The 20,518-nt window shown below is 70.9% G+C and carries 21 protein-coding genes, 2 tRNA genes and 1 pseudogene; 16 read left to right on the top strand and 8 right to left on the bottom strand.

Annotation, left to right across the window (positions count from 1 at the left end):
* Positions 1–146: 146 nt before the first annotated feature.
* Together IEZ08_RS30155 and IEZ08_RS30150 are read right to left on the bottom strand one after the other, a co-directional pair.
* The gene (locus IEZ08_RS30155; RefSeq protein ID WP_068920896.1) at positions 147–1,337 is read right to left on the bottom strand and encodes an NAD(P)/FAD-dependent oxidoreductase; all 1,191 of its coding nucleotides are present in this window, start codon (positions 1,335–1,337) and stop codon (positions 147–149) included.
* A gap of 50 nt (positions 1,338–1,387) precedes the next feature.
* Positions 1,388–2,239: an SDR family NAD(P)-dependent oxidoreductase gene (locus tag IEZ08_RS30150; protein WP_068928323.1), complete on the bottom strand. Its 852-nt coding sequence runs from the start codon at positions 2,237–2,239 to the stop codon at positions 1,388–1,390.
* 298 nt (positions 2,240–2,537) lie between these two features.
* Between IEZ08_RS30150 and IEZ08_RS30145 the strand changes: the two genes are divergently transcribed.
* From IEZ08_RS30145 to IEZ08_RS30130, 5 genes are all read left to right on the top strand, one after another.
* Positions 2,538–3,488, top strand: coding sequence for an RNA polymerase sigma-70 factor (locus tag IEZ08_RS30145; protein ID WP_084780864.1), 951 nt, complete (start codon positions 2,538–2,540; stop codon positions 3,486–3,488).
* 141 nt (positions 3,489–3,629) lie between these two features.
* Positions 3,630–4,664, top strand: a complete 1,035-nt coding sequence (locus IEZ08_RS30140; protein WP_189243455.1) for a hypothetical protein — start codon at positions 3,630–3,632, stop codon at positions 4,662–4,664.
* 45 nt (positions 4,665–4,709) lie between these two features.
* The gene (locus IEZ08_RS39915) at positions 4,710–5,417 is read left to right on the top strand and encodes a cytochrome P450 family protein (protein ID WP_218061640.1); all 708 of its coding nucleotides are present in this window, start codon (positions 4,710–4,712) and stop codon (positions 5,415–5,417) included.
* Complete coding sequence (locus tag IEZ08_RS39910) at positions 5,414–5,932, top strand: cytochrome P450 (RefSeq protein WP_218061641.1); 519 nt, start codon at positions 5,414–5,416, stop codon at positions 5,930–5,932. Before IEZ08_RS39915 ends, IEZ08_RS39910 begins: the two co-directional genes overlap by 4 nt.
* Before the next feature lie 10 nt (positions 5,933–5,942).
* Positions 5,943–6,137 carry a ferredoxin gene (locus IEZ08_RS30130; protein ID WP_068920897.1) on the top strand — a complete coding sequence of 65 codons (195 nt, stop codon included), beginning with the start codon at positions 5,943–5,945 and terminating at the stop codon, positions 6,135–6,137.
* Positions 6,138–6,180: 43 nt separating this feature from the next.
* On the opposite strand, the gene IEZ08_RS30125 is transcribed toward IEZ08_RS30130, so the two are convergent.
* Positions 6,181–7,158: a helix-turn-helix domain-containing protein gene (locus IEZ08_RS30125; protein WP_068920898.1), complete on the bottom strand. Its 978-nt coding sequence runs from the start codon at positions 7,156–7,158 to the stop codon at positions 6,181–6,183.
* 52 nt (positions 7,159–7,210) lie between these two features.
* Here IEZ08_RS30125 and IEZ08_RS30120 point away from each other — a divergent pair, with 52 nt between their 5' ends.
* Positions 7,211–7,708, top strand: coding sequence for a cupin domain-containing protein (locus IEZ08_RS30120; RefSeq protein ID WP_068920899.1), 498 nt, complete (start codon positions 7,211–7,213; stop codon positions 7,706–7,708).
* Between the two features lie 11 nt (positions 7,709–7,719).
* Here IEZ08_RS30120 and IEZ08_RS30115 read toward each other — a convergent pair whose 3' ends face one another.
* Positions 7,720–9,345 carry a diguanylate cyclase domain-containing protein gene (locus IEZ08_RS30115; protein WP_189243454.1) on the bottom strand — a complete coding sequence of 542 codons (1,626 nt, stop codon included), beginning with the start codon at positions 9,343–9,345 and terminating at the stop codon, positions 7,720–7,722.
* Positions 9,346–9,404: 59 nt separating this feature from the next.
* Here IEZ08_RS30115 and IEZ08_RS40555 point away from each other — a divergent pair.
* A pseudogene (locus tag IEZ08_RS40555) lies at positions 9,405–10,148 on the top strand (hypothetical protein); the annotation flags it as partial.
* Positions 10,149–10,207: 59 nt separating this feature from the next.
* Here the strand turns inward: IEZ08_RS40555 and IEZ08_RS30110 are convergent.
* Complete coding sequence (locus IEZ08_RS30110; RefSeq protein ID WP_189243453.1) at positions 10,208–11,392, bottom strand: calcium:cation antiporter; 1,185 nt, start codon at positions 11,390–11,392, stop codon at positions 10,208–10,210.
* A 206-nt stretch (positions 11,393–11,598) separates the two neighbouring features.
* On the bottom strand, positions 11,599–11,910 hold the full coding sequence (locus tag IEZ08_RS30105) for a hypothetical protein (RefSeq protein ID WP_068920901.1): 312 nt from the start codon (positions 11,908–11,910) through the stop codon (positions 11,599–11,601).
* Between the two features lie 254 nt (positions 11,911–12,164).
* Here IEZ08_RS30105 and IEZ08_RS30100 point away from each other — a divergent pair.
* The 8 genes from IEZ08_RS30100 (at position 12,165) to IEZ08_RS30065 (ending at position 16,475) form a co-directional block, all read left to right on the top strand.
* Positions 12,165–12,240: transfer RNA gene (locus IEZ08_RS30100), tRNA-Thr, on the top strand.
* A 195-nt stretch (positions 12,241–12,435) separates the two neighbouring features.
* Positions 12,436–12,509, top strand: a tRNA-Met gene (locus IEZ08_RS30095).
* A 79-nt stretch (positions 12,510–12,588) separates the two neighbouring features.
* A complete protein-coding gene (gene rpmG, locus IEZ08_RS30090; RefSeq protein WP_030921771.1) occupies positions 12,589–12,753 on the top strand; it encodes a 50S ribosomal protein L33 in 165 nt (54 codons plus the stop codon).
* Positions 12,754–13,076: 323 nt separating this feature from the next.
* Complete coding sequence (locus IEZ08_RS30085) at positions 13,077–13,523, top strand: MaoC family dehydratase N-terminal domain-containing protein (protein WP_068920902.1); 447 nt, start codon at positions 13,077–13,079, stop codon at positions 13,521–13,523.
* A 1-nt stretch (position 13,524) separates the two neighbouring features.
* Positions 13,525–13,953, top strand: a complete 429-nt coding sequence (locus IEZ08_RS30080) for a MaoC family dehydratase (protein ID WP_068920903.1) — start codon at positions 13,525–13,527, stop codon at positions 13,951–13,953.
* A 61-nt stretch (positions 13,954–14,014) separates the two neighbouring features.
* On the top strand, positions 14,015–14,389 hold the full coding sequence (locus tag IEZ08_RS30075; protein WP_141703539.1) for a hypothetical protein: 375 nt from the start codon (positions 14,015–14,017) through the stop codon (positions 14,387–14,389).
* 87 nt (positions 14,390–14,476) lie between these two features.
* Entirely contained in the window at positions 14,477–15,517 is a 1,041-nt protein-coding gene (locus IEZ08_RS30070) for a UDP-N-acetylmuramate dehydrogenase (RefSeq protein ID WP_068920905.1), read from the top strand.
* Between the two features lie 382 nt (positions 15,518–15,899).
* Positions 15,900–16,475, top strand: a complete 576-nt coding sequence (locus tag IEZ08_RS30065) for a TMEM165/GDT1 family protein (protein ID WP_189243452.1) — start codon at positions 15,900–15,902, stop codon at positions 16,473–16,475.
* Positions 16,476–16,535: 60 nt separating this feature from the next.
* On the opposite strand, the gene IEZ08_RS30060 is transcribed toward IEZ08_RS30065, so the two are convergent.
* Positions 16,536–16,904 carry an HGxxPAAW family protein gene (locus IEZ08_RS30060; RefSeq protein ID WP_189243451.1) on the bottom strand — a complete coding sequence of 123 codons (369 nt, stop codon included), beginning with the start codon at positions 16,902–16,904 and terminating at the stop codon, positions 16,536–16,538.
* Positions 16,905–16,997: 93 nt separating this feature from the next.
* Between IEZ08_RS30060 and IEZ08_RS30055 the strand changes: the two genes are divergently transcribed.
* The gene (locus IEZ08_RS30055) at positions 16,998–17,480 is read left to right on the top strand and encodes a MarR family winged helix-turn-helix transcriptional regulator (protein ID WP_176728359.1); all 483 of its coding nucleotides are present in this window, start codon (positions 16,998–17,000) and stop codon (positions 17,478–17,480) included.
* 95 nt (positions 17,481–17,575) lie between these two features.
* On the opposite strand, the gene IEZ08_RS40550 is transcribed toward IEZ08_RS30055, so the two are convergent.
* Positions 17,576–20,467 (bottom strand): ATP-binding protein, encoded by a 2,892-nt coding sequence (locus IEZ08_RS40550; protein ID WP_189243450.1) that lies wholly within the window; start codon positions 20,465–20,467, stop codon positions 17,576–17,578.
* Positions 20,468–20,518 lie beyond the last annotated feature (51 nt).

Genomic DNA, 20,518 nt, shown 5'->3' with positions numbered 1-20,518 from the left:
ATCACCGGCCACGAGGGTGTGTGGCTGACCACCAGCGACGAGATCGCCGAGCACTACGCCCGTACGGCCACGCCTGCCTGACGTTCCGCGCCGCCGTGGGATGGCGCGTCCGCGGTGGTGCTGCCCGCGCGGGCCACCCCGGGCGGTTACGCGACCGCCTTCCCGGCGGACGCGGCCGGTGCGGCGGTCAGGCGGTGCCTGCGCTTAGGCAGGCCGAGGGTGGGGTGCCAGGTGGCCCACAGTGCCATCTTGAGGACGCCCGACTTGACCCACGCGGCCTTCCGGCCGCCCGTGTACGTCGGCTTCGCCCGCGCTTGGTCGTCGACCGTCTGCAGGATGCCGTCCCGCCGTCCGAGGCTGATGTGGTTGTACGTGTAGACCAGCGTGACGTTCGCGATCTCGCGGCCGGTCAGGCGTCCCACGATCGCCTCGATGGCCTGCCGGCCGGTGCAGCCGGCCGACGCGCAGGACATCGGCAGCGGCCGGCCGTTGTCGCCGAGGGCGTGGGCGCTGTCACCGACGGCGTAGACGTCCGGGTGCGAGACCGACCGCATGGTGCGATCGACGACGATCCGACCGTTCCCGGTGACCTTCAGCCCGCCGGCGGCGGCGATGGGGGTGACCGCGAACCCGGCCGTCCACACGGTTGCGTCGGATGCCAGGACGGTGCCGTCGGCGCACAGCACCCGCGTCGCTTCGACGGCCTCGACGGTGGTGTGCTCCAGGACGGTGACACCCAGCCGGTCGCAGGCCCGGCGCAGGTGGCTGCGGGCTCCGGCGGAGAGCCGGGCGCCCAGTTCACCGCGGGCGATGAGCGTCACCGACAGGCCGGGCCGGGATTCGGCGATCTCGGTGGCGCTCTCGATGCCGGTCAACCCGTCGCCGACGACCAGCACGCTCCCGCCGCCCCGCCTGTCCCGCCTGTCCAGGCGCTCGCGCAGGCGCAGCGCCGAGGGACGGGCGGAGACGTCGAAGGCGTGCTCGGCGGCGCCGGGGACACCGCCGCCGTCGCCGTGGCTGCCGAGTGCGTACACGAGCGTGTCGTAACCCAGCTCGGCGTCGGCGTCGGCCAGGGTGACGACCCGCCGCTCGGGGTCGACGGCGGTGACACGAGCCAGGCACAACCGTATCCCCGTGTCCGCGAAGACGTCGGCGAGCTTCGGGGCCTCGATGTCCCGGCCGGCCGCGAGCTGGTGCAGCCGCATTCGCTGGACGAAGTCCGGCACGGCGTTGACCACGGTGATCTCGGTGTCCGCCGGGGACAGCCGGCGGGCCAGGTTCCCCGCCACGTAGGCCCCGGCGTAACCGGCGCCGAGGATGACGATGCGGTGTTTCATGCGCTGCTCCTGTCGGTTGGCTTGCTCTGGGTGCGTGATTCGGTCCCGGGTCACCGGTCTTCTCGGCCGGGGGCGCCGTGGGCCTGCGCCGACAGGTCCTGCCAGTCGGCCCAGGTCTTGAGCCGGTCGGCGTAGACCTGCTGGAGCATCGGGTAGAAGCCCTGCCCGAACAACATCCGCAGAGGCGGGTTCTCGAATTCGACGATCTTGAGGAGTGCCTCGGCCGCGGCGGCCGGGTCGCCGGCGGGCTGCTTGCCCGCGAACCCGGCGATGCGCCGGCGGAGGCCGTCGTAGATCGGGTTGGGCGCGGACATGTGGCCGTTGTTGAGCGGATCGGGGTTCCTGCCGGATCGGGTGGCGAAGCCGCCGGGCTCGATGATGGTCACTTTGATGCCGAAGCCGGCGACCTCCTGGGCGAGGGATTCGTTCACGGCCTCCAGGGCCCACTTGGAGGCGCTGTAGGCGCCGCTGAGCGGCATCGCCATGAGACCGGCCGCCGAGGACAGCTGGACGATGTGCCCGGAGCGCTGCGCGCGCAGGTAGGGCAGCGCGGCCTGGATCACCCACACCGCGCCGAACAGGTTGGTCTCCAGTTGGTCGCGCAGGTCCTGCTCGGTCAGCTCCTCGACCGCGCCGACCTGGGCGTAGCCGGCGTTGTTCACGATGACGTCGAGCCGGCCGAAGTGCTCCGCGGCCCGCTTCACGCCTTCGAAGACGGCGGCCTTGTCGGTCACGTCCATCTCCAGCGGGAGCACCGCGTCGCCGTGGGCGGCGACCAGATCACCGAGACTCCCGGCGCTGCGGGCGGTGGCGGCCACCTTGTCACCGTGCGACAGGGCGGCTTCGGCGAAGCTGCGGCCCAGGCCGCGCGACGAGCCGGTGACGAACCAGACCTTGCTCATGATGGCTTCTCCGTTCTCCATGGCTCCCCATGGCGGCGGTCGCGCGACGGACGTCACGCGACGGGGCCGAGGCGATCGCTCGGGGAGTCGTGTGCCGCGCGGATTGTTCGCGCGGCGACCTGACGACCATGAGGCGCCGGTGATCCGGTATCTGTGACAGCGCGGTCATGTGATGTACGTCACCGGGCATGGGGTGTCACACGGAGGTGGGGGCCGGCGTCTTGTGCATGGAGTGGGAGCTTCGGGTGACGGACAGGAGCCAGGCATGAGCGAGCGCGGCGAGCCGACGAAGCCAGGCATGAGCGAGCGCGGCAAGCTGACGACGGGCACGACCGGGCCGCTCGCCGGCGGTGGCCGGACGGATCCCGTCACCGAGGCGACCGAGGCGTTCCTCGCCCACCGCAACCTGCTGTTCACCGTCGCCTACGAGATGCTCGGCTCGGCCGCCGACGCCGAGGACGTCCTGCAGGAGACCTGGCTGCGGTGGGCCAAGGTCGACCTGGGGCAGGTGCGCGATTGGCGTGCCTACCTGGTGCGGATCACCACCCGGCGCTCGCTGGACCGGTTGCGTGTCATGAAGCGCCGCAGGGAGGCGTACGTCGGGCCCTGGCTGCCAGAGCCGCTGCTCACCGCGCCGGACGTGGCCGATGACGCCGAGCTCGCCGAGAGCGTGTCGATGGCGCTGATGCTCGTCCTGGAGACGCTGTCGCCGACCGAGCGCGCCGTCTTCGTGCTGCGCGAGGTTTTCGACGTCGGCTACGAGGAGATCGCCGCCGCCGTCGGCAAGACTCTGGCGACCGTCCGTCAGATCGCACACCGGGCCCGCCGGCACGTCGACGCCCGACGGCCTCGTGAGGCGGTCTCCCCGAGCCAGGCCCGGGAGGTCCTGGCGTCGTTCCAGCGCGCGCTGGACACCAGGGACCTGCAGGGCCTGCTCGACGTGCTCGCCCCCGAGGTCGTCATGATCAGTGACGGCGGAGGCGTCAAGCAGGCCGCGCCACGGCCGGTCATCGGCGCCGAGAGGGTGGCCCGCATGATCGTCGGTGGCCTCGGCAAGGCCCGGATCGCGCTCACCGGCGAACCCACCGTGGTCAACGGCAACCCGGCGCTCCTCCTCCGCGTGGACGGTGAGATCGACGGTGTCATCGCGGTCCGGGTCGAGGCCGCCCGCATCGCGGGCCTCTACTACGTCCGCAACCCGCGGAAGCTGACCCGCATCGCATCGGAGACCCCCCTCACGGTGAAGTGATCCTCCAGCCGCCACCTCTTGATCAAGACGCCCTGGCAGGGCGGAGCGCCGCGGGCGAGGGCATCCGCTCACCGGCACAGGCGCGTACCGGCCCGCCCATCACCACGTCCATCACGCAAACGCTGTATCCGAGGAGGAGACATGGCCGTTCAGGCCCCGCCAGCAGCCACCACACCGCCATCATCCTGGCCGACGGTGGCCGGGGCGGTCGTCCTGCTCACGGCGATCACCTCCGTGCTGCTCGCCGCCTTCGCTTGGCCCTCGGTGCGGTCGTCGCTCCACGATGTGCCGATCGCCGTCGCCGGGTCGGCCACCGCAGTCGAGCGAGTCGGCGCCGCTCTCGACCGGCGCCTGCCGGGCGGCTTCGAGACGACCGAGGTCGCCGACACTGCGGCGGCCGAACGGTTGATCCGCGACCGGGAGGTGTACGGGGCTATCGATGTCAGCTCCGGTACCCCGCGGGTCATCATCGCTTCGGCCGCCGGCGCGGCGGTCGCCCAGACCCTGCAGAGTGTCGCGACCGCGCTGAGCCAGGCACAGACACAGGGCACCGGTACGGCGGTCGCCGTACGCGACCTCGTCGCCCTGCCGGCCGACGATCCACGCGGCGCCGGTCTGGCCGCCGGAGCCCTGCCCCTGGTCATGGGCGGTCTGCTCACGGCGCTGCTGCTGACCAGACTCGTCCGCGGCGCCGCCCGCCGGGTCGCGGGGGCGCTCGCCTTCGCGATCACCGGTGGCCTGGCCGTGGCAGCGATCCTGCAGTTCTGGCTCGGCGCGCTCAACGGCGCCTACTGGGTCAACAGCGGCGCCGTCGCCCTGACCGTCGCGGCCATCTCCCTGAGCATCCTCGGGCTGGAGTCACTGCTCGGGTACGTCGGCCTCGGTCTTGGCGCCGTCACCATGATGCTCATCGGCAATCCCCTGTCAGGCACCTCGACCGCGCCCGAGATGCTGCCCGGCTGGTCCGGAGCGTTCGGCCAGTTGCTGCCTCCGGGGGCGGGTGGCCAGCTGCTGCGCTCCACCGCGTTCTTCGACGGCCGCGGGGCCACCCACTCCGTCATCGTCCTGGTCGCCTGGTTCGCGTTCGGCGCGGTGCTGTGCCTGGCCGGCGGCCTGCGCGCGCGCCGCGCCGCCGGCGTCGCAGCGGGATCACAGAGCAGCCGCGAGCAGCGTTGAGCAGCCCGAACGGACTCAACCAGATCTCTTACCAGGAGGCTCTTCATGGCGAAGAACGTCGCCGGTGACCCCGCTGGCCTGGAACTGCCGGTCGAGCCCGGTTGCCCGTTCGCCCCGCCCGCCGCCTACGAGCGACTGCGCGAGCGAGCATCGATCAACAAGATCCGCCTGACCAGCGGCGGCGAGGCGTGGTGGGTGTCCGGGTACGAGGAGGCTCGTGCCGTCCTCGCCGACGGCCGCTTCTCCTCGGACAAGCGCAACGACGGGTTCCCGCTCTTCACCCTCGACGCGGTGACCCTGCAGCAGCTCCGCAGCCAGCCGCCGTTGATGCTCGGCATGGACGGCACGGAACACGCCGCGGCCCGCCGTCCGGTGATCGGCGAGTTCACCGTGAAGCGGCTGGCCGGGCTGCGCCCGCGGATCCAGGACATCGTCGACCGCTTCATCGACGACATGCTTGCCGCCGACCGGCGGCCGGTCGACCTGGTGCGGGCGCTGTCCCTGCCGGTGCCCTCACTGGTGATCTGCGAGCTGCTCGGTGTGCCCTACGGCGACCACGACTTCTTCCAGAGCCGCACCGGCATGCTGGTGCGATGGACCTCGGTGGAAGACCGCCAGCGAGCCTTCGCCGAACTGCGGGCCTACATCGACGACCTGATCACCCGCAAGGAGTCCGAGCCCGGCGACGACCTGTTCGGCCGGCAGATCGTCCGGCAACGGCAGGAGGGCGCCCTCGACCACGGGGCCTGGTGAGCCTGGCCTTCCTGCTGCTGACCGCCGGACACGAGACCACGGCGAGCATGATCTCGCTCGGTGTGATCGGGCTGCTCACCCGTCCGGAGCAACTGGCCCTGATCAAGGCTGACCCGGGCAGGACGCCCATGGCCGTGGAGGAGCTGCTGCGTTACTTCACCATCGCCGACGGGGTCACCTCCCGGGTGGCCGTCGAAGACGTGGAGATCGGCGGGGTAGGCATCAGGGCCGGCGAGGGCGTCATCGTCTCGACCCTGTCGGCCGACTGGGACCCGGAGGTGTTCACCGATCCGGCCGAACTGGACGTCGAGCGCGGGGCCCGCCACCACCTCGCCTTCGGATTCGGCCCGCACCAGTTCCTCGGCCAGAACCTGGCTCGGATGGAACTGCAGATCGTCTTCGACACGCTGTTCCGCCGCGTCCCCACGCTGCGGCTGGCCGCACCGGTCGAGGACCTTCCGTTCAAGTCCGACGCCGCCGTCTACGGCGTTCATGGGCTCCCCGTCACCTGGTGAGGAGGGTGTGATGTGGATCACAGCGGACACCGGCCTGTGCGTCGGCTCCGGCCAGTGCGTCCTGACCGAGCCGGCCGTCTTCGACCAGGACGAGGACGGCATCGTGACCCTGCTGACCGACCACCCCGATGACGGGACCATGGCACGGGCACGCGACGCCGTCCGCCTGTGCCCCTCCCGGGCCCTGTCCATCCGGCGGACATGAGGACACCCGGGCGGACGACGCGTCCTCATCCGCGTCTCCCGTGTCACCTGCCGCCTGGTCCGAACCGGCGGCGGTAGGCGGAGGGGCTGAGTCCCGTTCTGCGCCGCATCTGGGTTCGCAGATTCGCGGCCGTACCCAGACCGCTGGCCTGGGCGACCGCGTCCAGCCGCAGCTCACCGCGCTCGATCAACCGGCAGGCCAGGGCCACCCGTTCGGCGGTCAGCCAGGCCAGCGGGGTGGTGCCGAGCTCGGCCTGGAAGCGCCGGTGCAGGGTGGCCGGGCTGGTCGCGGCCCGCGCGGCCAGGTCCGCCACGGTGAGCGGCCGGTTCAGGTGCTGCTGGGCCCAGGCGAGTACGGGTGCGAGTGACGTGTCGCGTACGGCGGGCATCGGGCGTTCGACGAACTGGCGCTGGCCGCCGTCGCGGTGGGCGGCGAACACCAGGCGGCGGCTGACGGAGTTGACCACCTCGGCGCCGTGGTCGCGGCGGATCAGGTGCAGGCCCAGATCCAGCGCCGCCGCGCTTCCCGCGGCCGTCAGCACATCCCCGTCGTCCACGAACAGCACATCCGGCCGGAGCAGCACCGCGGGGTGACGGGCGGCGAAGAGGGCGGCCCAACGCCAGTGCGTGGCGGCCGGGCGGCCGTCGAGGACACCGGCCGCCGCCAGCGTGAAGGCCCCGGTGCAGAAGCCCACCAGTCGTGCGCCGCGCGAGGCCGCCCGCCGGATGGCTTCGATCACCTCTCGGGAAGGGGGTGTCTCGGGGTCGGGACGGTTGGGGGCGATCACGGTGCCGGCGTCGTCCACCGCCTCCAGGCCGGCCGTGCCGGACAGCGTGAACATGCCGCGGTGCATCCGGACGTCCGGTCGCGGGGTGCAGATCGCGAAGTCGTACCAGGGCCGGTCGAGCTCCGGACGGCGCAGGCCGAACAACTCGGTGGCCACCCCCAGCTCGAAGGGGTTGGAACCCTCGTCGGCGATCAGCGCGATCCGATGACGGCCCTGCGAGGATCCATGCGGCATATGCGATTCCTAGCACTCGCGCGGACCGGCCGCCAGCCTCGACGATAGGCCGGTGACCGACGAACCCATCGATCTGACGACCGCACTGAGCTCCTTCGACGCGCTCTGGAGCCCGCGTATCGTCACGCGTGTCAACGACTACGACGTCCGCATCGCCAAAGTGGCGGGCGAGCACATCTGGCACGCCCACGACGACACCGACGAGTTCTTCCTCGTCCTGGACGGCGAGCTGCGCATCGCCCTGAGAGACCGGGAAGACCAGGGAGACCCTGAGGATCAGGGAGACCGGGAAGACCGGGGAGATCGGAGAGAAGGCCGGGGCGAGGCGGAGGCCGGGCAGCGGGTCGTCACGCTGCCCGCGGGAGCGGTGTTCGTGGTGCCGCGCGGTGTCGAGCACAGACCCTTCTCACCGGACGGTGCCTCGATCCTGATGTTCGAACCGGCCGGTACGGCGACCGTGGGCGACCGGCATGAGGCCGTACCCGATCACATCGACGTCACCGCGGGCCACGAGCTGGACCGGCCGGCCCCGGGCGGGTTCACGCCTTGAGCCGGGCGGGTTCACGCCTCGAAGAGGACCGGGCGGCGGGGCCGGCAGCGCTTGGACTCGTACATGGCCGCGTCCGCCTGCGCGATGAGGCCGTCGCCCGTGGAGCCGTCGGTCGAGCAGGCCACGCCGATGGCGGCGCTGAGCCGCGCGACACCGGCCGACAGCGCGACATCGTCCTCCAGGACCTTGCCGACCCGTTCGGCGATGTTGACCACCTCGGCGGCCTGTTCGAGCCGCGGGCAGATCAGCAGGAACTCGTCCCCGCCGATCCGGCCGACGACGTCGTCGCTGCGGAGCACGCTCTTGATCCGGCTCGCGGCGGTCACGAGGAGCTCGTCGCCCGCGGCGTGCCCGAGAGAGTCGTTGACGCTCTTGAACTCGTTGAGGTCGACGAAGATCACTCCGGTGAGGTGGTGATTCTCCGTGGAGAGTTCCTGATTGAGGATCGCCAGGCTGGAAGCACGGTTGTAGCAGCCCGTGAGGTGATCGAACGTCGCTTTGACCCGCAGTTCCTCACGCGAGCGCACGCTCTCGGTGATGTCCCGCACGCAGGCGAGTGCCCCGGGCGCGCCTTCCTCGTTCGACAGCCCGATCAGGGTGATCGCGCAACGGCGCTGTTCCCCGGAGGCGGGGGAGGGCTGGACGGTGACTTCGAGCTCCCGGTCGGGGCCTCCCCCGAGGACGCTCTGGAGCGCCGTGTCCAGATTCGCGCGGTCCTGCTCGGCGACGTTCGCGAGCTGCTCCCGGGCGGTTTTCGCCGTTCTGGTCCCCAGCATCGTGGTGAGCAGGGAGTTGGCGTAGACGACGGAGCCGTCCTGCCCGAGCTGGAGCAGGCCCACGGGCAGTGAGTCGGTCAGCCTGCGGAACAGGTGCTCGCGCTGGCGCACCGCCTCGTAGGCGGCCATCTCCTCGGAGATGTCGCTGATGTGGCTGATCATGATGGCTTCCTGGAGGTCCGGCGCCTCCTGGTAGATGTTCTCCACCTCAATCCACAACCAGCTGCCGTCCGCGCAGAGGTGGCGCACCCGCACCCGCGAGTTCTGCCTGGTGCTCAGCATGTCGAGCCAGGCGCTGATGGACCGCTGCACGTCCTCCTCGTGGAAGAAGTGCGTCGACCGGGAGCCGATCAGATGATCCCTGCTCCAGCCGAGCATCTTGGTCGCCCGGTCGTCGGCGTCGACGATGACTCCGTCGAACCGCTTGAGCATGCGGGCCGAGCGGGGACGCAGGGACGCCAGCGGCTGCTCGCTCCGGACGGAGGGATCGGTCTGATCGGTGCCGAGGTCCATGAGCATGCAGACGAACACGCCGTAGCGGTGCCGCATGTCGATGGCCGTCAGCTCGTAGTGGCGGTCCGGCTCGTCGCGCAGCCGGGCCTTGACCGTCCCCACTCCCGTTCTGCAGGTGCGGTCCCACGCCGCCAAGGCCGCCAGCACGTCCGCCGGGTGCAGCATCTCCAGGAGGTTGGCGTTGTCCTCCGGTACGGGGACCAGCCGGTCACCGTCGACGTCCAGGGAGGCGGGCGCCGCTATCCGGCGTCCGTCGGGTGCCAGGGCGACGACGCGTGTGTGAGGATGCTCCAGCAGTCCGGAGAAGGTCTTGCCCCGGGCCTCCAGGGAATGAACGTACTCGGTCACGATGACCCCATCGGCTCCCGGCGGTGCTTCCTGAGGGTTGATTCCGTGTGCGTGATGCGATGAATACGCAGAGAATACGCAGACGCCCGATTGGGGCCGCCGCGGCCGTCCGCGGCCACCGCGGCATACACCGTCCGGTACGCCCACCGTCCGGTACGTCGGCTTGTGACACCGGACCGGACGGGTCGGTGGTGCCCCGGGAGGATGACGGAGCTCCTCCTTTCGATTCCGGAGACTCGTACCAATGCCCGATCCCCGGTTGGGACGCGGGTCCCGTGAGGGCGGCGTCGACGGCTGTGGCGGCCCTGATGGCGACGGCGTTCGCGGCACCCGTGAACGCCGCTCCACGGCCGCCCCTGGACGGGGTCTGGAAGACCGACGGATACGGCCTGGTCCTCTCGATCGGGAACGGCTGCCTGCGGTCCTACGAGACCACGTCGATCAGCTGCCTTCCCGGCGAGGACGCGCTGAAGCGGCTCGGGACGGACCGCGACGGGGCGGTGAGGTTCGGCGCCGACGGAGTTCCCACGCTGACGGTACGGGCTCAGGGCCGTGACCGCCCGCGGGCCCGCTACGCGAGCGCCGTCGCCGACATCGACCTGGTACGGCTGCGCGCGCTGCCCGACCGCTGCTCGCGTCCCATGCCCAAGGACCCGCTGACGACGTTCGACGTCTTCTGGACGACCTTCGCGGAGAACTATCCGGGGTTCGCGGCCAAGAAGGTCGACTGGGCGGCGCTGCGGGACCGGTACCGGCCGAAGGCGAACGCCCGCACCGGCGACGAGCGGCTGTTCGAGATCCTGACCGGCATGATGAAGCCGCTCGGCGACAACCACACCGGGCTCATGTTCTGCGGTAGCGCTCACGGGCTGACGGCCAGGAACAGGAAGCAGGCCAGCAGGACGAGGTGGACGCCGCCCTGCAGAAGGGTCGCGCGTCCCGGGACGACGGTGAGGGTGGTCACGGCGACCGTGATGGCGAGCAGCACCATGTGAGTGGCGCCCAGGCCGAGCAGGAGCGGGCCGTCGAGCCAGATCGACGCGACGGCGATGGCCGGGATGGTCAGTCCGATGCTCGCCATCGCGGAGCCCAGCGCGAGGTTGAGGCTGGTCTGCACCCGGTCACGGCGGGCGGCCCGGACCGCGGCGATCGTCTCCGGCAGGAGCACGAGCAGCGCGATCACCACGCCGACCACGGCCTGGGGCAGGCCCGCGGACGCGACGGCCGCCTCGATCGCCGGGGACTCGACCTTCGCCAGTCCGACGACCGCGACCAGCGCCACCAGCAGCAGGCCGAGGCTCACCAGGGTCTGCCGTCCTGTGGGCGGGGCGGCGTGGTCGTCGGCGTCGATGACGGTGCCGTCGGTCGTGACCGGCAGGAAGTAGCTCCGGTGCCGGACCGTCTGGGTGAAGACGAACAACCCGTACAGCGCGATCGAGGCCACCGCCGCGAACGCCAGCTGCGCCGTGGAGAAGACCGGCCCCGGCGTGCTCGTGGTGAACGTCGGCAGGACCAGGGTCACCGTGGCGAGCGTCGCCACGGTGGCGAGCGCACCGCCCGTACCCTCGGCGTTGAACACGGCCACCCGTCGGCGGAGTGCTCCGACCAGCAGCGACAGACCGACGATCCCGTTGCATGTGATCATCACCGCGGCGAAGACGGTGTCGCGGGCCAGGGACGCCGTCTCCGGGCCGCCGGACACCATCAGGCTGACGATCAACGCCACCTCGATGATCGTCACGGCCACGGCGAGGACGAGGGAGCCGAACGGCTCACCCACCCGGTGGGCGACGACCTCGGCGTGATGGACGGCCGCCAGCACCGCGGCGGCCAGGAGCACGGCCGCGATCATCACCCCGACCGGCGGGAGGTCACGTCCCCAGACGAAGACCAGCGTCATGATCGCGAGCACCGGGACGAAGGTCGTCCAGCGCGAGGTGATCAGGCGGCGCAGCCGGACGGCCCCGGACGGCCGCCGGGCGCGGGGTGGGCCGGGCGGATCCTGCGGGGCGGGCTGCCCGGGAAAGTCGGGTGAATCGGGCGGCATGGACGTTCCGGCCGGAAGATTCAAATCATCAGGGTTGTCTGTTCGCTTCGGGTGCGGCGGGCGATTCATGTCCTCATGCTGCCCAGTTGACCGCGAACTGCCCATGAGTCCCTTAGGGTGTGCCTTTCGTCTATTAATCGGCTGCTGTCCGGCTGTCTGGCTATCCGGTCGTCGCGGGATCAGCGGAATCGACGGAATCGACGGGATTAACGGTCGAGCGCAGCCCACAGGGTGGTGAACTCCTCGGCGGTCAGGGCGGCCAGGCCGAAGTCGTCGGGGTAGAGCGGACCCTCCGCCAGGAAGCCGTACTCGTCCTCCAGGCGGCGCCAGGAGTACATCCGCGGGACGCCGTCCGGGCCGAGTTCCGCGTGGCGCACCGGCCAGTACTCGCCGCCGTCGCCGGTGACGGTCTCGAACAGCCAGATACGGCCCGCATCGTCCATGCCGTGCCAGTACAGGCGCGGCTGGTCGCTCTCGTCCAGCGCCCGGATCACATGCCTGCGCTCGTCCTGCAGCATCCCCTGCTCCGCTCCGCTCCGTCCACCGTCCGGTTGCGTCCCTGATCGAACGGTGACAACCGGTCCCTAGTCTGGCGTCGTATCACGTGTACCCGGTTACCCGGTGCGCCGCAGGCGGAGATCAACGAGCACCCGGCCGACCTGGGCACCTCGTGGCAACGGGCCTCGGTGAGAGCGGGCATTCGATTTCGCATCGCGCCCGGGAGCCGTGTATGGTTACACCTGTCCGCAGGAGCGAAAGTGACAGCGGGCAGGCCCCTATAGCTCAGTCGGCAGAGCGTCTCCATGGTAAGGAGAAGGTCAACGGTTCGATTCCGTTTGGGGGCTCCACAGTCTGAATGCCCTGACCCTGAGGTCGGGGCATTCGGCTTGGGTGGGTTCAACGACCACCCGCGAAAGGCTCAAGGTTCCCGTCGTGCGGATGGGCATACCGGAAAATCCGGAACAGCCCCTGGTGTACGCAAGTGCGCAGCCGCTCCGCGGGTCGGGTATCCTTGCGAGGTCGGCCGATTTCGTCGGCCTCAAGGCGGAGTAGCTCAGTCAGGCAGAGCAAACGGCTCATAATCGTTGTGTCGCCGGTTCAAGTCCGGCCTCCGCTACTACCCTCCCGGGCCCCACATGACAACAGGGGCTCTGGCATGGGTTGTCCCAGTCCCAAACGTAGAAAGGCACTCCCAAGTGGCTGCCACCGACGTTAGGCCGAAGATCACGCTGGCCTGCCAGGAGTGCAAGCACCGCAACTACATCACGCGGAAGAACCGGCGTAACGACCCGGACCGGCTTGAGCTCAAGAAGTACTGCCCGAACTGCAAGACGCACCAGGCGCACCGCGAGACCCGCTGAGTCCTCCGCGGAGCCTCCCGCCCCGGCGGGAGACGGCGACTTCTCCAACGCTCGCATACGCGACACGAACCGGCGTCCTCTCGGAGGACGCCGGTTCGTCGTGTTTCCGGCCCGTCGTATCCGGGTTTGTCGTATCCGAACAGCTTTCTGCTGCGGGTGTTGACCGTGCTCGACACCCGGGGGCCGGGTGTGCCGGGCTACGGTTTCCTGGTGGGTTTCCTGGTGATCGGCCGCAGGAGGGTCGCGACCGATCGGAAGGTCGCCTCCCGAATCTTGTTCTGTTACTGTCGGTTTCACCAGCTCGGATTCCGTAAAGGAGCAGGATGGCTCTGAACCGTGACTTCATCGGGCGGGCGTCTGCGCCGTCGGCGCCCTACGAGGTCAGCCGCGTGAAGATCAGAGAGTTCGCGACGGCGATCGGCGACAACAATCCGATCTACCGGGACAGGGAGGCCGCGCAGGCCGCGGGCCACCCGGACGTCATCGCCCCGCCGACCTTCCCGATCGTGTTCAGCCTCGGTGGAGGGGCCCTCCTGGCCGACCCCGAGCTCGGCCTGAACTTCGCGATGGTGGTCCACGGCGAGCAGCGCTTCGAGTACCGCCGGCCGATCCACGCGGGTGACGAGCTGGTCACCGTCTCGACGGTGACCGACATCCGCAGTGTCGGCCGCAACGAGTTCATCACCGTCAAGAGCGATGTCACCACCGTCGACGGCGAGCTCGTCTGCACGACCTACAACACCATCGTCGAGCGTGGAGGAGCGGGCTGACATGGCTGCGACGGTCAAGTACGACGAGGTCGAGGTCGGCCAGGAGATCCCGGCGGCGGACTACCCGGTCCGCCGTATCAACCTGGTGATGTACGCCGGAGCCTCGGGGGACTTCAACCAGATCCACTGGAACGAGCGTTTCGCCAAGACCGTCGGCCTGCCCGACGTCATCGCCCACGGCATGTTCACCATGGCCCAGGCGGGGCGCTTCGTCACCGACTGGGCCGGTGACCCGGGCGCCGTCGTCGACTACGGTGTGCGCTTCTCGTCCATGGTCGTCGTCCCGGACGACGACGAAGGCACCGTCATCACGGTCAGCGGTGTCGTGGAGGAGAAGCTGGAGGACAAGCGCGTGGTGATCGCTCTGACCGCCAAGTGCGCCGACTCCCGGGTGCTCTCCAAGGCCCGCGCGGTGGTCCAGCTCTCCTGACCTCCACACCCGCGGGGCCGGGGCGGAGAATCTTCCCCCGGCCCGTGGGTAGCGTCAGGAAATGAGCGAAACACCACGTTACGTGAGCGGACGGGCCGACGAGCGGACCGGGGGGCAGGTCACAGAGCGGCCGACGGAAGAGGCCGCGGAGACCGAGAAGGCCGCGCGGCCGGGTGGTTCCGCGGCGCGGATCGAACAACCCGACGCCAAGGAGCTCGCCGACGAGGAGGCCGCGCCGGAGCAGCAGCCCGAGGGCTCGGAGCTGGTCGGCCGTGGCGGCGACAACGAGCTGGAGGGCAATCCTCAGCGGGTGGCCGCCTCGCAGCGGTTCTGGGACGGGGCCACGGCGACGTCGCGGATCGACGAGGCCATGCCCCGCGGGCAGGACGAGGATCCCGCGGGGACGCGGGACGCGGACGGCGGGACGACGCGGTGACCCACCGGCGGGGGCCGGTGCCGGGGGTGTCCCGCGCCGCATAGGGTTGTCGGCGGATTCGCGGATCGACCCCCGAGGGAATGTGGCATGGCTGAACGGGTGGCAGGAGTGCGGCTCGCGCCGTACACGACGTTGGGACTGGGCGGGCCCGCGCGGACCTTCGTGGCGGCGGGGTCGGCCGAGGAGATCGTCGAGCTGGTCGCCGGGGCCGATCGCGCGAGGGAGCCGGTGCTCGTGCTCGGCGGCGGGAGCAACCTGGTCGTCGCGGACGACGGGTTCGCCGGGCTGGTCGTGCGGATCGCCTCGCGGGGCATCGAGGCCGAGGGGGACCGGGTCACCGTACAGGCCGGAGAGGACTGGGACGCGCTGGTCGAGTGGGCCGTGACCCGGGGGCGGTCCGGGATCGAGTGCCTGTCCGGGATTCCCGGGCTGGTCGGTTCGACGCCGATCCAGAACGTCGGGGCCTACGGGCAGGACGTGTCCCAGACGATCACGGGGGTGCGGGTCTACGACAGGGTGACCGGGCAGGTGCGGGACCTGGACGCCGCCGAGTGCGGGTTCGCCTACCGGCACAGTTCCTTCAAGGAGGACCCCGGGCGGCATGTCGTGCTCGCGGTCACCTACGCCCTGCCCGCGGACGGGCTGTCGGGTCCGATCGCCTACCAGGAGCTGGCCGTACGGCTCGGCGTCGAACTCGGCGCCCGGGTACCGCTCGCCGAGGCCCGGCGGGCGGTCCTGGAGCTGCGCGCGGGCAAGGGCATGGTCCTGGACGCCGGCGACCCGGACACCCGCAGCGCGGGCTCGTTCTTCACCAACCCCATCCTCACCGCCGAGCAGGCGGCCGAGCTGGAGTTGCGCGCCCCCGGTTTCCCCCGGTGGGAGATGCCCGGCGGGGACGGCGTGAAGGTCCCCGCCGCCTGGCTGATCGAGAACGCCGGGTTCCCCAAGGGGTACCGGCGCGGCCCGGCCCGGATCTCCACCAAGCACACCCTCGCCATGACCAATCCTGAGCTCAGGGCGACCACCGAGGACCTCCTCGACCTGGCTCGCGAGGTCCGCGACGGAGTACGCGAGAAGTTCGGCGTGACGCTCGTCAACGAACCCGTGATGGTCGGCACCCGCCTGTGACCCGTCATCCCCGGCCGCATCGCCTCCGGCCGCATCACGCCTGACCGCATCCCTCACCCGGCCGGGCGGCGCCGTGCCGTCGAGCGCGGGGGAGATGAAGTGTCTGCCGGGAATGTGCACACCGGTCCGGGTGTTAAGGTCGGGTGGAAACACCCGAAGGGGAGTAGTCCCAATCGCGTGATCGACATACTGGCGCCCCGGCGCCCGGTCGCGCGGGCCCTGCCCCGGTGAAGACGCGGATCTCGGCGGTCTTCCCGGCGCGGGCGGACGAGACCTTCGGCCTGGCAGGCATACCGAAAATGCCGCCGGGCCGAAGCCGTGCCCGAAACTCCCCGGGTGCCTTCTTCCGGCCCGGTCGCATGCGCGTTGAAGGGCGACCCCGTTGGAAGCGTTCTGGATCAGTCTTGCTGTGATCTTCGTTGCCGAGCTCGGTGACAAGAGCCAGCTCATGGCGATGACCTTCGCCACCCGGTTCAAGCCGTGGCCCGTTCTGGCCGGCATCACTCTGGCCACCGCGGTGGTCCACCTCGTCAGCGTCGGTCTCGGTGGCCTGGTGGGGGACTTCCTGTCCACCACCGCCATCTCGATCGTCGCGGGTCTGGCGTTCCTCGGCTTCGCGCTCTGGACGCTGCGCGGGGACGAGCTGACCGAGGAGGAGGCGCAGAAGGCCCGCCGTACCACACGCTCGGCGATCATCGCGGTGACCGTCGCCTTCTTCCTCGCCGAGCTCGGTGACAAGACCATGCTCGCCACCATCACCCTGGCCACCCAGCACGGCTGGTTCGGCACGTGGGTCGGTTCGACGGTCGGCATGGTGGCCGCGGACGCCCTGGCCATCGCGGTCGGCCGCATGCTGGGCAAGAACCTGCCCGAGAAGGTCATCCGGTACGGCGCCGCCGCCGCGTTCGCCGTCTTCGGCGTGATCCTGCTGCTGGAGCCCGTGTTCTCCGGAATGTGATACGTGTGCCTTCGTGATCCGGGGAGTCCCGCCTCACCACGAGAGGCGGGACTCCCCGGATCACGAGGCGGCCGGAGAGAGGTGGTGTGCCGCCGGACCGGGGACGGCCGGGCCGTGCGCCGCCGTCCTCACCCGCCTGCCCGCAAGGCGGCAGCCGAGGCAGTCGGCGTGGCCCGTCATGGGGTCCTTCATCCTCCAGTCCCGCTCGTCGCGTGGCCGGACCCCGCTGGGCTTGCCCCAGCCCGCCAGGTGCAGCGCCCAGGAGACCAGCCCGCCGAGCGCCGTGACGCCCAGGCCGATCCAGATGCCGGGAACCCAGGCCGCGCACAGGGCGGCCCCGGCCCCGGCGAACCCGGTGAGGGCGATTCCGACGCCGCTCCACCCGGCGACGGTGTGGCCCATGTCGTAGTCGCCGTGGATGGCGCTCATGTTCTCTCTCCTCGGCTGGCCGTGTACGGTCCGTCAGAGTGGGCAAAAATTTATCTCACTTACTAAACATCTTAGATGCTAAGGAGATTAGCCGTGGAGGGCAACTCCCGTCCCGCGGCCTCGGCCGAACAGGCGGTGGCCGCCATGGACCGCCTCATCTCGCTGAGCCTCGTCGGGCAGCACGACATCGCTCAGCGGCTCGGGCTGAACGTCACCGACCTCACCTGCTTCGCCCACATCCTGGAGGCCGGGGAGAAGCACCTCACCGCGGGAGAGCTCGCCGAGCGGGCGAACCTCACCACCGGGGCCGTCACCGGGGTCCTCAACCGCCTGGAACGGGCCGGGTACGCGCGACGGCAGGCCGATCCGGCGGACCGCAGGCGGGTGCGGATCGTTCCCGACGAGGGAGCCGTCGCCCGGGTCGTGGCGGTGTACGCCCCCTTCTACCGGCGGCTCGCCGAGCTGTCCGCCGGCTACTCGGCGCAGGAGGTCGGCGTGCTGGCCGACTGGTTCACCCGGGCCGCCGACGCGATGCGGACCACCCTTGAGGAGATCCGGCGGGGCGAGATCCCCTGATCACACCCAGGTCGCCCAGGTCGCCCAGGTCACCCTGCTCGCCCAGGTCCCCCTGCTCGCCCCGGCGGCCCGGTGACGGCCCGCGGCGGGGCCGCTCAGCCGATCAGAGAGAGACGGTGGGCCGCCGCGGCGGCCTCGCCGCGTGTGGAGACGCCGAGCTTGCCCAGGATGTTCGAGACGTGCACGCTCACCGTCTTGGCGGAGATGAACAGCTCGGAGGCGATGTCCCGGTTCGAGCGCCCCTGGGCGACGAGCCGGAGCACCTCCTGCTCGCGCGGGGTGAGCAGCGGGACGCCCCCGGGCTCCCGGCCGGACGGCTCCCGCCCGGCCTCCGCCGGGAGCGCGACGCCGATCCTGCGGGCCAGGGCCTCGATCTCGGCGACCAGCGGCCGGGCCGACAGCGCGACCGCGATCGGGCGGGCCGCGCGGAGCCGTACGGCGGCGCCCTCCCGGTCACCCGCCGTCGCGGCGGTCCGGGCCGCGCGCAGCAGTGACGCGGCCTGCAGGAACGGCCGCTCCAGCCGCTCCCAGGCGGCGGCCGCGGCGTCGTGGTCGCGCAGGAGATCGAGCCGGTAGGCCTCGGAGACCGGATTGTCGGCCGCCATCGTGGTCCCGACCTTCTCGGCGCGGGCCCGCAGCGCCGCCGCCCGCTCGGGGGCGACGACCCCGGCGGCGTCGCACACGTCGGCGATGAGCCCGAGCAGCCGCCAGCCGAGCAGCGGCTTGCTGAGGATCTGCGTGTCGACCTGGACCCGCTCGGCCGCCTCCAGGGCGGCGAGCGGCTCGCCCTCCAGCAGGTGGAGACCCATCTTGAGGCGGGTGTTGGCCGTCAGCTCCTGGGTGAACTCCTCCTCGACGGTGAAGGCGTCCACCTCCGCCAGCACGGACCTGATCACCTCCGCTTCGCCGCGGGCGAGCGCCACATCGGCCCGGACGCGACGCAGGTGGTGCCGGGTCCGCAGGGTGGGGTCCATGGTGAGGGTGTACTCGGCGGCCTCGGCGGCCTCGTCGAAGCGGCCCAGTGACTCCAGCGCCTCGGCGCGGTTGTTGGAGATGAAGGTGCCCTGGACGCGGTAGAGGCCGTACTTCTTGGCCAGCTGCTCCCCCTTGAGCGCCAGCTCCACGGCCTCGGCCGAGCGGCCCACGTTGTTCAGCGCGTCCACGGTGTTGGCCAGGGCACGCAGGAGGATCCGGCCGGAGCGGAGGCGCTCGCCGATCGCCATGGCGGTCTCGTTGATCGTGATGGTCCGCTCCATGTCCCCGGCGATGGAGTGGCCCACGGCGAGGTTGAGCAGCAGGTCCGCCTCCAGGCACTCCTCACCGTGGGCGCGGGCGATGGCCAGCGCCTCCTCGGTGAGCGCCGTTCCCTCGGCCACCTCGCCCTGGAACATCAGGTAGGAACCGAGCCGGGCGAGCGTCCGGGTACGGGCGAGGCTCGGCTGGGGCACCAGCCGCTCGGCGTAGCGGAGGTCGTCGAGCGCCCCCGGCTTCCGCTTGGAGATCTTGAGCTGCGAGAGCCGTACGACCAGCTCCGCCACCCGCTCGGGCTCGGCCTCCTCGTCCAGCTCGGACAGTGCGGCCTTGACGAACTTGATGCCCCGGTCGAGCTCACCGCAGGCCTGGGCCGCCTCCGAGGCGTGTTCCAGGACCGTGGTCTGGTCCGCGCCGATCCGCTCGGTGGCGTCGGGCACCTTGTTCCAGAGCGAGAGCACCCGTTCCAGCAGCTGCATCTGCTCGTTGTAGGCGAAGGCGTTGGCGGCCTTGCCCGCGGCGTCCCAGGCGGAGACGAGGGCCCACAGGTCGTCGCGGGCGGAGTACCAGTGGTGCGCGATCTCGATCGCGGCCCGGCCGGGCGGGACCAGCCTGCGGTTCTTCTCGATCTCCTCGGCGAAGCGGGCGTGCGTCCGCACGTGCTCGCCCGGCAGGAGCTCCTCGTGTACGGCCTCGCGGATCAGCGAGTGCCGGAAGACGTAGGCGCGGCCGTCGGCGACCTGGATCACGTTGGCCGCGACGGCGGGCCGGAGCGCGTCCTCCAGTTCCACGTCGGACAGGCCGGTGACGGCGGACAGCAGCGCGTGACTGACCCGGATGCCGCCGGCGGCGGCGACGCGCAGCACGCGCTGGGTCTCCTCGGGCAGGCGCTCGACCGAGCCGATGATCAGGTCGTGCAGGGATTCGGGCAGCGAGCAGCCGCCGCCGGACTCCAGCAGGGCCTCGACGAACAGCGGGATGCCCTCGCTGCGCTGGTAGACCTCGCGGACCTTGGGGTACTCCGGGGTGGTGCCGAGGATGCCGGCCATCTGGGCGGCCACCTCGTCCCGGGTGAGCCGGGGGAGTTCCAGCCGCAGGACCCCGTCCACCCGGCCCAGTTCGGCGAGGACGGGCCGGAGCGGATGCTGGCGGTGCAGGTCGTCGGAGCGGTAGGTGAGGAGCATCAGGACCGGCGCGGCGCGCAGGTTGCGGCTGAGGAAGGCGATCAGGTCGCGGCTGGAGCGGTCGGCCCAGTGGATGTCCTCGATGACCAGCAGGAGGGGGCGGCACTCGGCCAGGCGCTCCAGAAGATTGAGGATCTGCTCGAAGAGCCGGGCGCGGGCGGTCTCGCTCTCCACGGCGTCGCCGGCCTCGCCGAACTCGGGCAGCAGCCGGGCCAGGTCGCGGGCCCCGCCGTCGGGCAGGAGCGCCGCGACCTCCTCGGCGCCCTGCTCGCGGACGAGCTGGCGGATCACCGCGGTGAACGGCGCGTAGGCCAGGCCCTCGGTGGAGAGCTCCACGCAGCCGCCGACCAGCACGCGCGCGCCGTCGCGCTCGGCGCGTTCGGCGAAGCACGTGACCAGCCGCGTTTTGCCGACCCCTGCTTCGCCCCCGAGAAGCACGGCCGTCGCGGCCTTCTCACGCGCCTGCTCGAAGGCCTCGGCCAGGCCCGCGAGCTCCGCTTCCCGCCCCACGAAGACGGGGCTCACCGCCCGACCCATCATGTCGTCCAGCATGGCATGCCTTATGTCGTGCTCTCCTCTCCTTATTCGGCATTTGAGATGTCC

It is taken from the genome of Planobispora rosea (assembly GCF_014648175.1).
Lineage (GTDB): Bacteria > Actinomycetota > Actinomycetes > Streptosporangiales > Streptosporangiaceae > Planobispora > Planobispora rosea.
Note: the sequence above shows the minus strand (reverse complement) of the source record. Positions and strands in the feature narration are given on the sequence as shown.

What these genes read in the sequence shown, in the direction of transcription:
- IEZ08_RS30155 (WP_068920896.1), bottom strand. Translation starts at nt 1,337, where the DNA reads ATGAAACACCGCATCGTCATCCTCGGCGCCGGTTACGCCGGGGCCTAC.
- IEZ08_RS30150 (WP_068928323.1), bottom strand. Translation starts at nt 2,239, where the DNA reads ATGAGCAAGGTCTGGTTCGTCACCGGCTCGTCGCGCGGCCTGGGCCGC.
- IEZ08_RS30145 (WP_084780864.1), top strand. Translation starts at nt 2,538, where the DNA reads ATGAGCGAGCGCGGCAAGCTGACGACGGGCACGACCGGGCCGCTCGCC.
- IEZ08_RS30140 (WP_189243455.1), top strand. Translation starts at nt 3,630, where the DNA reads ATGGCCGTTCAGGCCCCGCCAGCAGCCACCACACCGCCATCATCCTGG.
- IEZ08_RS39915 (WP_218061640.1), top strand. Translation starts at nt 4,710, where the DNA reads ATGGCGAAGAACGTCGCCGGTGACCCCGCTGGCCTGGAACTGCCGGTC.
- IEZ08_RS30130 (WP_068920897.1), top strand. Translation starts at nt 5,943, where the DNA reads ATGTGGATCACAGCGGACACCGGCCTGTGCGTCGGCTCCGGCCAGTGC.
- IEZ08_RS30125 (WP_068920898.1), bottom strand. Translation starts at nt 7,158, where the DNA reads ATGCCGCATGGATCCTCGCAGGGCCGTCATCGGATCGCGCTGATCGCC.
- IEZ08_RS30110 (WP_189243453.1), bottom strand. Translation starts at nt 11,392, where the DNA reads ATGCCGCCCGATTCACCCGACTTTCCCGGGCAGCCCGCCCCGCAGGAT.
- IEZ08_RS30105 (WP_068920901.1), bottom strand. Translation starts at nt 11,910, where the DNA reads ATGCTGCAGGACGAGCGCAGGCATGTGATCCGGGCGCTGGACGAGAGC.
- IEZ08_RS30085 (WP_068920902.1), top strand. Translation starts at nt 13,077, where the DNA reads ATGGCTCTGAACCGTGACTTCATCGGGCGGGCGTCTGCGCCGTCGGCG.
- IEZ08_RS30080 (WP_068920903.1), top strand. Translation starts at nt 13,525, where the DNA reads ATGGCTGCGACGGTCAAGTACGACGAGGTCGAGGTCGGCCAGGAGATC.
- IEZ08_RS30075 (WP_141703539.1), top strand. Translation starts at nt 14,015, where the DNA reads ATGAGCGAAACACCACGTTACGTGAGCGGACGGGCCGACGAGCGGACC.
- IEZ08_RS30070 (WP_068920905.1), top strand. Translation starts at nt 14,477, where the DNA reads ATGGCTGAACGGGTGGCAGGAGTGCGGCTCGCGCCGTACACGACGTTG.
- IEZ08_RS30060 (WP_189243451.1), bottom strand. Translation starts at nt 16,904, where the DNA reads ATGAGCGCCATCCACGGCGACTACGACATGGGCCACACCGTCGCCGGG.
- IEZ08_RS40550 (WP_189243450.1), bottom strand. Translation starts at nt 20,467, where the DNA reads ATGCTGGACGACATGATGGGTCGGGCGGTGAGCCCCGTCTTCGTGGGG.